This is a genomic window from Haloferula sp. A504 (assembly GCF_044385805.1).
GTDB lineage: Bacteria > Verrucomicrobiota > Verrucomicrobiia > Verrucomicrobiales > Akkermansiaceae > Haloferula.
This window is the reverse complement of the sequence record NZ_JBISBU010000095.1, coordinates 1-12178: the sequence shown is the minus strand read 5'-3', so window position 1 is coordinate 12178 and position 12178 is coordinate 1. Positions and strand designations below refer to the sequence as shown.

The window sequence follows — 12178 nt, the reverse complement described above, 5'->3', positions numbered from 1 at the left end:
TGCCGAATACCGCGGATTTAGGGGATTGAACGGATTACGCAGATTTTCTGGACTCTTAAAATCTGCGTAATCCCCTTAATCTGCGGTTCCAAAAAACTACCAATCTGTTGGACGGGCTACACTAGGTACCTCGCATGGGTATCGACATGCGGGCTTTCATCCTCAAGGATTCCCGTCGTCCATGAGCTTTTTGACCCGCTGGAAGGAACAACGCGCGATCACCCGCTGGGAGGTCGAAGGCAAGCCGGCCCCACCACCCCACGCGGTGAAGCGCCGCAACATTCTCCGCTATCGGGACGAACTGGGCCTCAAGATCCTGGTCGAGACCGGCACCTACAAGGGCGACATGGTCGAGGCGATGAAGGGCGAGTTCGACAAGGTGTATTCGATCGAGTTGGCGGACCACTTCTACGAGGCGGCGGTGAAGCGCTTCGAAAACGACGCCAATGTCGAGATCCTGCATGGCGACAGCGGGCGGGTGGTGAAGGAACTGCTTCCCCGGTTGGACCAACCGAGCCTGTTCTGGCTCGACGGCCACTATTCGGCCGGCAATACCGCCCGCGGCGACAAGGACACGCCGGTGATGGAGGAACTGGAGCACATCTTCTCGGTGCCGGACATCCGCTGCGCGATCCTCATTGATGATGCCCGCTGCTTCGAGGGCGACAGCGATCAGGTCTATCCGAGCACCGATCAGGTCCGGGCGCTGGTTGCGAAGCACCGGGCCGACTGGAAGGTCGAGGTCGAGGACGACTCGATCCGCATCACGCCACCTGCCTAGTGTCCCATGCCGGAACGTCGCGCCGCCGTCTTGCTCCCTGCCTTTTCCCTGATCCGCGAAGGCGGTCTGGGGATCGGGGATACCCGCTCGATGCATGAGTGGATCGACCTGGTGGCCGATCATGAGGTCGGCTTGATCCAGTTGCTCCCGATCAATGAAACCGGCTCGGACGACAGTCCGTACAATGCGATTTCATCGGTGGCACTCGATCCCGTCTACCTGGCAATGGAGGAGGTCCCGGGTGTGGATCCCGAACGAGTGGCGGCAATGGCGGTCAAGGATCGTGGGCCGGTCGACTACGCGGCGGTGAGAAGCCGCAAGGATGACCTGCTGGAGGAAGCGTGGAAGCGCTGGCCCGGGGCCGACCCGCGGCTTCATGACGAGTTCGAGGCCTTCCGTCGCGCGGAGTCGGGCTGGTTGCCGGACTTCGTGGCGTATCGGGCCCTGATGGACAAGGCCGGCACCGAGAAGTGGGACCGGTGGCCGGCCGAATGGCAGACCGTGCCGGGGGCGCGAGAGGCGCTTCGGGGAGAGGAGGATCGGTGTCGCTATTTCGAGTGGATCCAGTGGCTCTGCTTCCGCCAGTGGCGGGCGGTGCGAGGTCACGCAGATGAAAGGGGCGTCCAACTCATGGGCGACATTCCCATCGGGGTCAGCCGGAATTCCGCCGACGTGTTTTTTGGTCGGGAGGATTTCGACCTCGAGTGGTGCGGGGGGGCACCGCCGGAAACCGTCTTCAAGCACGACGCCTTCATCCGCAAGTGGGGTCAGAACTGGGGCATCCCCCTCTACCGCTGGGACAAGATGGAGCGCGAGGGCTTTCCCTGGTGGCGGCAGCGGGTGGGCAAGCTGGTCGACATTTTCCATGTCTTCCGCATCGATCACGTGCTGGGCTTTTACCGGATCTACGGCTTTCCCTGGCAGCCGGACGAGAACAAGGACTATCTCGATCTGACCAAGGAGGAGGCGTCGGCGAGAACCGGCGGGCCGCTGCCCAAGTGGGTGCCGCGCCCGGACGACACCCCGGAGAACTGCGAGGCCAACCGGGCGGAAGGCGAGGTGCGCCTGAAGATGGTGCAGGAGGCCGCCGGAGCGGGCGAGGTGATCGGCGAGGACCTCGGCTGCGTGCCCGACTACGTGCGACCCCACCTGTACGGGCTTGGAATCTGCGGCTTCCGGATTCCGCACTGGGACTTCGACGAGGAAGGCAAGGTCATTCCCGGCGGGCGGATTCCCGAGACCTCCTTCGCGACCTACGCCACGCACGACCACGATTCCATTCCGGCCATGTGGGCCGACTTTCTCCGCCGCGTGTCGGAAGACAACGAGGACGAGGAGGATCGCGAGGAGACCCGCGAGGGGTTGCAGCGATTGGCCGACTTCGCCGGGATCGAGGACCTCGGGCCATTTGACGAGGACAAGCTGTGGCAACTGATCGATGCCCTCATGGCCTGCCGCTCCCGCTACGCCGCGATCATGATCACCGACCTCTTCGGCATGACCGACCGCATCAACAGCCCCGGAACCGTCGGTCCCCACAACTGGACCTTCACGCTGCCGTGGACCGCCGGCGAGTGCCGCGGCAAGCCCGAATGGGCGCGCCTCGGGCGGAGCATCCGGGCGGGCCTACGCCATCGCGGAGCTTGCGGGCGAGAGGAGCCAGTGGCATAGCTGGTCGGTTGTTCCACTCCCCCTGATGATGACGATCCACCCGAAACCGGGCGGCGGCGTTTCCGCTGTCGCCATGGCGCTGCTGCTGGCGGACGCCCGGGCGGCTCCTCCGGTGAAGATCCTACCGGTCGGCGACTCGATCACCGCCGGGGCCCTCGGAGGGCCCAACAGCGGACCGTTCGGCCGGGGTGGTTACCGTTACTTCCTCGAGCGCTTCCTCGAGGCTTCGGATGGTTTTGGCAACTATGTGGTGATCGGCAACAGCCCGTTTGCCGGCGGCACCCTGGTGGCGGATGCGGGAAAGTGGTTTCAAAACGAAAAACCGCTCAAGTCGGTCGCCCACAGTGGATATCCAGGGGACTCGATCGAGCAGATCCGGGACCGGATCGATGATGGTTCGATCCCGGTGGCGGCGAGCGACGTGATCCTGCTCCAGATCGGGACCAACAACGTCGGCTACGGGAGTCCGGTGCCGGCCACCCCGGCCGAGATTTCGGCGTGGAGGTCCGCCTACGAGGACCTGCTGGATGCGATCCTCGCGAAAAGCGCGTTTACCAAGGTCGTGATGGCGAAGATCCCACCGGTGGCGGACGGGTCGAATATCGGAAGCGCCGCCGCCAATGCGGCGCGGATCGAGCCTTTCAACGAGGAGGTGGTGGGCACCGTCCATGCCGCCTACTCGTCGGCCCATCCCGGTCGATTCTTTCTCGTCGATAACTACTCGCCGATCGATCCCTCGAACACGGCGGACAGCTTTGCCACCGCGACCAACGGGGAGGACTACTTCACCGGTCTCGGCGATGGCGTGCACCCGTACAATGCCGGACACCGCAAGATGGCGGTGAATTTCTGGGAAGGCTACCAGCGGGCGCGGGGCAAGGCCCGGACCGCGATCGTCACGCCGCTCGATGATTCCGATGGCGACGGCTTCGGCGGCGCCGATGTGGGCGTTCTGGGTGATGGCACGCTCCGGCAGGGGCGCGGCACCGACGTTGACGACCAGCCTTACGTCCTCGCCGGTTCCCAAGCAGGGGCGAGGGCGAAGTTCTATCTCAAGCTCGACCTCTCGGGGCTCTCCAAGCAGTGGGACGAGGCCCGCTTCAATCTCATCTTCTGGGGCGCGCCGGCCGGCACCCCGTCCTTCGGCAACTGCTGCGACGACCAACCCGTCACCGCCACGGTTTCGGTCTATGGCATTGCCGATGGTGGCGACGACTGGACCGAGGACACGATCACCTGGGCCACCGCGCCGGGAAACGATCCGAATGGCAACGGCGTGGCGGGGACGCTGCTGGGTCAGATCACGGTTCCCCAGGGGCTGCAGACCGGCGAGGTGGTCAGCATGAGCACGCCGGCCCTGTTGGACTTCGTCAATCTCTCGCGTGGTTCCGATGGTTTGGTGACCCTGGCCGTGGTGGGCGATGACCTGGATCCGGGTTTCCGGCTCAGTTTTCAGGACAGCGACTTCCGCGACTACGCCCCGGCCTTTCTCCAGCTCGCTGCCAATACCGTCCCGCCGGTCCCTCCGGATTTCCACATTCTCGGGGCCGACTTCGACCTCCAGGCCCTGCCTCACCCGGAGGTCGTGCTGAACTTCGCCTCCAGCGGGGACCAGACCTACCTGGTGAGCGCGTCCGACGACATGGAGTCCTTCGACGAGGTGCTGGCCTCGGGGATTCCCGGCGCGCCGGGAGCCTCGCAGACCAGCGTGACGGTCCCTCTGCCCACCGGGCGATCAAGGTTGTTTCTGAGGGTGGAAGTCGAATGAGCATGATGAATCCGCGCCTCAACAACTTCGATCTCATCCGCCTGATCGCGGCCCTGCAGGTCGTGTTTGTGCATGCGGTCGGGCACACCGAAGTGCTGGACAACGGCCCCGGCTGGCTGCTGCGGATGCTCGACATGGCGGTGCTCTATCCCGGCGTGGCCGTGTTCTTCGTGATCAGCGGCTTCCTGATCTCGAAGTCCTGGGAACGGTCGCGGGATCGTCCGGCAGCCTATTTCTGGCGTCGGGGACTGCGAATCTATCCGGGACTGGTGGCCTGCGTCGTCGTCAGTCTCTTGGCTCTTGGTTTTCTTGGTTTCCTCGACCAGGAAGCCCTCGGCTCGGGCGGCTTCTGGGCGTGGCTGGTCGGACAACTCAGCTTCGGGCAGTTCTACAATCCGGAATGTTTCCGGGAGTTCGGGGTGGGGGTGGTCAATGGCGCGCTGTGGACGATCTCGGTCGAGCTCCAGTTCTATGTGCTGCTGCCCGTGCTCTACCGGCTCGCCTACCCGGTGAAGGGGCCGGCCCTGGGACGCCGGTGGATCCTGCCCGCCACTTTCATCGCATCCTTCGTGGTGTTCCTGTGGGTGGATGCGAGGACCAATGGACCGGGCGGCTTCGGGAATGCCGGCATCGTGCCGAAGGTACTCTTCGTTTCCTTCGCCCCGCACTGGTGGATGTTCGCCCTGGGGATTGCGCTTCACCGCCACTTCGACCGCGTGCGGAAGTTGATCGAGGGCAGGGCGCTCGTCTTTCTCATCGCCTACACCGCCATCGCGTTTTCGCGCGTTCATCTCCTCGGGCGCGAAGGCGAGGCAGCGTGGCTTTTCTACCTCGGCTACCTGCCCGAGAGAATTCTGCTCGCCGCCCTTACCCTTTCCGCGGCCTTCACGGCGAGAGGCCTTTCCTCGCGCGTGCTCGGTGGGACCGACATTTCCTACGGGGTCTACATCTACCACTTCCTGCTGATCAACATCCTGATCGAGTTGGGCGTGATGACGACCGCCGGTTGGGTGGGGGTTGTTTTCGCGCTCTCGCTGACGGCGGGGATGCTGAGCTGGTTCCTCATCGAAAAACGGGCGCTGGCCCTCAAGTCACGGATTCCCGTGGCGAGGAGCACGTCCGCTCCCCAAGTGGGGCAGCCCGAGTGGTGATCAGCGGTATTCGAGTTGGGCCGTCACCGTCGCGTCCGTGTCGCTGACGAAGCGGATCCAGTAGGCCGAGAACGTTTCGGGGAATTCGTGCTGGTGGGCTTTCCCGGGGGACAGGGCGAAGGATTCATCGTCGATCCAGGTGCCGTCCCCGTGGATGTCGATCTCGGCGGTGATTTCGACCGCCTTGCTGGCCTCCAGCTGCAGGCTTTTCTTGTCGTAGGCGGTCATCAGGTAGGGATCCGAAGGAACGCCGGCCTTCACCTTGCTGTCCTTCCACGGGCCGCCCTTGCCGCGCGGCTTGCCGAGTTTCCAGATGTCGTCGATCGCGCCGGCCCACAGCGCGACCCTGCCGTCGTCGGACTTGAGGATGTGCGGGTTGTCATCGGGTGCGTCGGTTGCGATCCCGGACATGATGAAGAGGCCGCGGTAGGAGCAGAAGTCGTGCACCAGGCGGTTGTGGGTGGCGACGGGACGGACCTTGGCGATGCCGCCGGCATTGAGGGCGGGCAGCTCGTAGAAGCTGCCATCGGCGTGGAGAAGATCCCGCTCGGTCGCCACCTCCCGTGCAATCCGGTAGGCACCGAAATCGGAGAGGCCCTCCGCGTCGCCTTTCGGCAGTCTCCAGCGATTGCCGTCGTTGTCCGTGTAGATCACGGAAGCGTCATCCTTGGCCAGGGCGTTCGCCGGGATGGCCGTGTGCTTGCGGGTGAAGGCGTCCAATTCAGGGTCGTCGACCTTGCGGAGTTTCAGGTCGGCGCCCATCTCGTAGTAGCCGGCGGGTTTTCCGTCGGCATCGACGGCCGCGAATGACAGGGTCTTGTGCCCCTTGTCGCGGGCGCAGACCAGGCCGCCGCTGCGTGCCGTGCCCGGAGTGGCGAGACCTTCGAAGATCGGATCCGCCTGGTCGGTCCGCGGGTCCTCGCCGCGATACGTGAACACGGCGCTCGCCTGCCGCAGGGCATCCAGCGCGCGCAGGCGAATCCACTCGCCCGTTTCGGTTGGTGCGAGTTCCACGAAGCGATAACCGGATGCCGGGATCTCGACCGTCCGGGTGGAGAGGATGGATTGATCCGCCGCCAGGATCTCCAACTGAATCTTCCGCTTGGATTCCGAACGATGGTGAAGGTGGAGGCCACGCTGGGAGTAGCCGGCGAGAAGGTAGAGGTCGGACGCGGTGTCGGCACCGATGTCTTCCTTCAGCCACACCGCGCCGCGGCCGATCACGGGACCGATGCTGTCGAGAGTATCCGGTTCGACGAACCAGAGATTCGACTGCGACTGCGGGGCGGCGATCTCGCCCTTGGCCTTGCGCTTGTTGAGGAACTCGCTCCGGGCGGTATCGTCGCAGCCGAAGACGATACGGTCGTTCCATCGGCAGAAGTCGCCGATGACCTTGAGGTAATTCGAGCGTGGGCGGATGCCGCCGAAGCTCTCGACCCCGAAGTCCGCCGGGAAGCGCCAGAAGGTGCCGTGCATGGTCATCAGAAAGTCGTCCTCGCCGATCTCGCGGATGCGCGGCCACTCGGTGTTCCAGCCATGGGCGCCGTCGTAGGAATGGGATCCCTTGGGCAGCCGGAAGAACTGCCATCCGTCGGTGGCACGGCGCACGCCGAGCAGCAGTGACTTGGCGTCCCAGCCAACGGTCCAGATCGGATCAGTGGCTGGGGCCGGATTGCCATGGATGCCGCCGGGGCCGGTGACTTCGGTGAACTGGTTGCGGCGGATGATGGTCCACTCGTCCGCCTCGCCGTCCCACTCCGCAAGCACCCCGGAGGGAGTGGTGGGATCGGTCTTCGCCGCGTTTCCCCGCTCGCCGTTGTTCGAGTAAACATAGACACCCTGTCCCGAGTAGAATCCCTTGCCGTGGTAGCCGGGCAGGCCGCTCTTGCGGCGGTCGGTCTTCACCGCTTCGTCGGCCCAGAGTTCCTTCACCGCGAGCGTCTCGACATCGATCTCGTAGATGCCTTCCTCCATGGTCGCGTGGAGGATCCTGCCGGCCGGGTCGGTGAGATGCCGCGCGGTGCCCGTCGGGCGGCCGAACATCTCTGAGTAGGGAATCGTGCGGACCTTCCGGTCCCGGTCGATGGCGTAAGGGCCGATGAAGAGTTGTCCCGATTCCTGATGAATCATGCGGTTCGCCGGGGTGCCGCCAATGGACTCGGGACGAATGATCTGATCGAGGTCGGGCGTGATCTCGTAGAGCTTGTCGCTTGAGCCTTGGGGTTTGTGCGGTGCGTAGGTGATGACCCACAGCCGGTCCGCCCACGGCACCACGGCACCGGTGCCGCACTCACCTTCGTCGTTGAACATCGCGAGGTGGGGGTGGATCCCGGAGAGTTGCCGGGGTGAGGCGTGGGCAGGGCTCAGAAGCCAGATCGAGGCCGCAAGGGATGCAAGGCGGATCGGGATCATCATGGGGCGGCCCCCGTTTACGGTATCCGAATCCGCACTCTTACGAAGTGCCGTTCGTCTTCGGGCCATGCAAAGGTCCAGCGGGTGAACCCGGGGGAAGCCCCTGACTGATCGGCGGCAGGGGCAGCAAGCTCGTTGCGAGGAAGCCAGGATTGGAGGTCGTCGCAGGACTCGAACTCGACGATGAAGCCGTCTGCCGGATCAAGGTCGCGCAGGATAACGTTCATGCCCGACGGGCCTGCCGAGAGAGGCCACGGGTTGGGAAGGGCAGGGTTCGTGCCGAAGACAAACTCGGCAAGGTCGTCGAGATCGTCCCCGTCGCCGTTGGCGGCAGCGACGGCGGCCCGACCGCCGGCGGTCGGAAGACCTTCCTCGCGAGCCCAGTCAAGCAGGGCATCGCGCTGGGGGGCCGGGCCGTAGGTGAACTGCGCCGTGGCGGTGGTGCTGGCGGAACTCGTCACGCGCACCCAGTGGGAGTGGAATCCGTCCGGGAACAGGTGGTTGAGCGTTTCCCCCGCCGACAGCGAGAAGGACTGGTAGGTGGACCACGTGTTGTCGGCGAGGAAATCGACCTCGACGGTGATGGTGGCGGCATCGGCCACGGACAGGGTCAGTTCCTTGCGGTCGTAGCCATACATCAGGTAGGGATCCGAGGGCGTGCCGGCCGTCACGGCGGTATCCCTCCAAGGGCCGCCCGTTCCGCGGGGCTCGCCCATTTTCCAGATGTCGTCCACCTCGCCGAGCCACAGGGCGGCACCGGAGGGGCTGCGCACCAGCGCGTCACTGGCCGGGGCGTCGTCGAGCACGCCGGACAGCACGAGCAGCCCGCGCCAAGAAGTGAAGTCGGTGATGCGCTTGCCGTGGGTGGCGAGCGGCCGCATCCGGCGCTTGCCGCCAGAGTTGTCTCGCGGGATCTCGTAGAAGGTGCCGTGCACATTCAGCAACTCCCGTTCGGTGACCACTTCGCGGAAACCCCGCGCCCATCCTGACAGGAAGGGCGCATCGTAGAGCGGATCGAGCTTCGGCAGGCGGAAACGCGTACCGCCGTCATCGATCCACGCCGAGGCGGCGTCGCTGCCGAAGTCCTGGCTCAGCGCGCCTTGCGACCGCAGGCTGGCCTCGGCCGAACCGTTCGTGACGTCCTGCAATTCAAGCGCCCCGCCAATCCGGTGGTAGCCGCCGTCGTTCGAGGCGAATTCCAGTTGCAGGTCACTGCCCGACATCGGGCGGATGAGCCCGTCCGAGTGGCCACCGGTGTCACGAATGTCGGCCAGGGCGGCGAAGCGGTCGGTGCCGACGGATGCAATCGGCGAGTGAGGGTAAGGATTGGAGAGGATGAAGTAACCCGAGAGGTTGCTCGCAGCGACATTGGCGGTGAGGCGCAGCCATTCCGCCGGGAGGTCGTTGAGGATCTCGAAGGTGTATCCATTCGCGGGGACGTTGACCGTGGTGACGGCAGACCAGGTTCCGGACCCGTCGGACGATTCGATCGCCACCGGGACCGCCGAGCCGCCACCGTTGCGCAGGTGCAGGGTGATGCGGGAGAAACCGTTGACGAGGAACGGATCCGAGACCTCGGCCGCGGAGACGCTTTCATTCACCCACACCCCGCCGTGTCCCTGGGGTGCACCCCAGTCGGACAGGTCTTCGATCTGGCCGAACCAAAGGTTGGACTGGGCCCGCGGTGCGAGGGCGTTGGAGAACTTCGAGAGGTCGTTCTTGGTCATGACCAGCCGCCCCTCGAAGGTGCAGTAGTCGACCGGCATCTTGTGGTAGGAGCACAGCGGCCGCAGGCCGGAAAAATCGACGGCCGAAAAGGTGCCGGGGAAGTCGAAGAACATCCCATGCATGTGCATCAGATAGGGACTGCCGGGAGTGTCGGGATCGAGCTGGCGGATGCGCGGCCACTCTGTGAACCAGCCGGGGTCGGCGTCGTGGGTGTAGCTCGACTTCGGCAGGCGGAAATCCGTCCACGTCCCACCTTCCAGCACCTTGAGGATCAGGGATCGACCGTCCCAGCCCACCGCCCACAGGCGGTCATCGGAGGGGGTGTTGCCGCGGATTCCCCCCGGGCCAGTGAGTTCGGTGAAGTTGTCATTCTGGACCGCAGTCCAGCTCGACCCGTCCCATGCGGCAAGAGTTCCGCCACCCCCGTTGTTGGTGTAGTACAGCTTCCCCTGCGAGGTGAAGAGCCCCTTGCCGTGAACTCCCGGGAGGTTGGCCTTGGGTGTGCCCGGGTACTGGTTGTCCACGTACAGGGTGGTGACAGCCAGCGTGTTCACGTCCACCTCATAGAAGCCTTCCTCCATGGTGGCGTGGTAGATCTTGTTCGACGGATCGGTGAGGTGGCGGGCGGAGCCGGTCAGGCGACCCGGCATCGAGGCCACGGGAATCGTCCGCACCGTGCCATCTGCGGCGATGGCGTGATGGCCGATAAAGAGCTGGTTCGACTCGTTGTGAATCATCCGGTTGGCCGGCGTGCCGCCCACACTCTCGGGACGGATGACCCGCGTCAGGTCGGGCTTGATCTGGTAGAGTTTGTCGGTCGACCCATCCGGCTCGTGGGGGGCGTAGGTGACCACCCACAAGTCGCCGGCCCAGGGAGCGATCGCTCCAGGTCCGCACTCCCCGTGGCTGTTGGTCATCGTCAGATGAGGATAGACACCCGAGATCTCGACCACCTTGTCGGTGTTCGGCGGCGCGACAACGAGTTCGTAATCGGCGACGGGGGCAGTCTCGGCGGTCTCTAGCAACACGACGTTGTCGATTGTGTAGGAATGTCCCGACGTCGTGGTGCGGTCGAAACGAATGCCGGTGATGGCACCGCCAGCGGGTGCGCTAGCCGAGGCGAAGGTGGTCAGGCCGGTGGCCGCGTGTACCAGCGTGGTCCCGGCCGGGTCGGACCAGGCCACGTCGTATTCCGCGCTGGCCGTGCCAAAACTACGCCCGATAATGCGGATCATCATCTCGACGTCGGCCCCGAACCCGAAGGTGGTGCCGTCGCTGATGCGGGTCAGGGATTCGTAAGATCCTCCACCGTTCACCTGCAGGATGTTGCCCAACGCACCGCGCAGTTCGATGGCATTTCCGCCCGCAGTATCGAGATAGACGTGGAAGCTGTCGTTGGTTGAGGAGCCGGCTACCGAGACCATAAAGTCCACCGTGAAATCCGTCTGGGCGCTGAAAGCCTGGCCAAGGGTGGCACTGGTGTTGAAGGGCAGGTGGGCCGCAGTAGCGGAGCCATCCAGACCGGTGGTGGAGGTCACCCCGCTCGCTGTCCAGCCCACGTCAAAGGGCGTGCTCTCGAAACCACCGTTGGTGATGAAAGGTGTCTCGGTTGTGATATCGACCTTTGCGGGGCTGGCCTGAAGATTCGGCGATGTCTCATCGTCCTCCGCTACGAAATAGACGTCGTATGGGCTATCGACTGCCAAACCGGTGATGGTTGCGGTGTTCTCGGTGTCGGCTGCAGTGAGCGGGATGCTCCCGCCGGCAAGTTCGCCGGAGCCGCCGGAACCTGTGCCCGCCTTGACCTCCGCCGAGCTAGGAGCGGCGGCACCATCGGCCACCACCACGTAGTAGGCGGTGCCCGGCTCATTGATCGCGGCACGCGCGGTGAAGCCGTCTGGCGTCGGGGTGTTCGCCTGCGGGTAAGTCGCCGTCCAGGACGGAGGCGTGGTGTCAGGTGCCTCGGTCGTGATGTCGACCTTCACTGTGCTTGCCTGAAGATTCGGCGTGGGCGACTCGTCGTCCTCTGCCACAAACCAGACATCGTAGGCGGTGCTGTCCGTCAGGCCGCTAATCGCTGTGGTGTGCTCGGTCTCGGCGGCCGTCAGCGTGATGCTGCCGCTGGTGAGTTCACCCGAGCCGCCGGAACCGATACCCGCCTTGACTTCCTCCGCAGTCGGCGCTGTGGCGCCGTCGACCACGACCACGTAGTAGGCAGTTCCCGGCTCGTCGAGCGCCGCACGCAGGGTGAAGCCCTCAGCCGTCGGGGTGTCCGCCTGCGGATAAGTCAGGGTCCATGACGGAGCCGTGGTGTCGGGGCCGGTGTCGACATTCGCATACACTTCGTAAAAGTCGGCGTCGCTAGCGTCCCCAAGCACGATACCTTGGATTGTCGTGCCGTTGGTCAGGTTCGCGCCCGTGGCATCAAGGAGGTCGGTGAAATCGAAGGCCACCCCGGCGACCGAGCGGCCGGTGAACTCACCGCCATTCAGCACGCCATCGGTGCGCACCACGTTCCAGCCCGAGAGCGCCACGCCTGCACCGAGCGTGCCGTCGCCCAGGATCGCGTGAACGACGACACTGTCGTTGCCCAGATCCTCGAAGACGAAGAAGTCCGGATCGGCGTCGTTGTCAGTGAAACCTCCGCCCGAGGCATTCCACTTGAGA

The 12178-nt window shown here is 64.7% G+C and carries 6 protein-coding genes; 4 read left to right on the top strand and 2 right to left on the bottom strand.

Annotation, left to right across the window (positions count from 1 at the left end; all coding sequences use genetic code 11):
• The first annotated feature begins 181 nt into the window (after positions 1-181).
• The 4 genes from ACG2LG_RS22925 to ACG2LG_RS22910 are packed head-to-tail and all read left to right on the top strand — an operon-like array spanning position 182 to position 5371.
• Positions 182-781 (top strand): hypothetical protein, encoded by a 600-nt coding sequence (locus ACG2LG_RS22925; protein ID WP_396263061.1) that lies wholly within the window; start codon positions 182-184, stop codon positions 779-781.
• 6 nt (positions 782-787) lie between these two features.
• Positions 788-2452 carry a 4-alpha-glucanotransferase gene (locus tag ACG2LG_RS22920; protein WP_396263059.1) on the top strand — a complete coding sequence of 555 codons (1665 nt, stop codon included), beginning with the start codon at positions 788-790 and terminating at the stop codon, positions 2450-2452.
• A 25-nt stretch (positions 2453-2477) separates the two neighbouring features.
• A complete protein-coding gene (locus ACG2LG_RS22915; RefSeq protein WP_396263057.1) occupies positions 2478-4220 on the top strand; it encodes a GDSL-type esterase/lipase family protein in 1743 nt (580 codons plus the stop codon).
• 5 nt (positions 4221-4225) lie between these two features.
• Positions 4226-5371: an acyltransferase family protein gene (locus ACG2LG_RS22910; RefSeq protein WP_396263055.1), complete on the top strand. Its 1146-nt coding sequence runs from the start codon at positions 4226-4228 to the stop codon at positions 5369-5371.
• On the opposite strand, the gene ACG2LG_RS22905 is transcribed toward ACG2LG_RS22910, so the two are convergent.
• A complete protein-coding gene (locus ACG2LG_RS22905) occupies positions 5372-7786 on the bottom strand; it encodes a hypothetical protein (protein ID WP_396263053.1) in 2415 nt (804 codons plus the stop codon). It lies immediately after the preceding gene.
• A 14-nt stretch (positions 7787-7800) separates the two neighbouring features.
• The coding region (locus ACG2LG_RS22900) for a hypothetical protein (protein WP_396263050.1) at positions 7801-12178 on the bottom strand (4378 nt) is incomplete at its 5' end.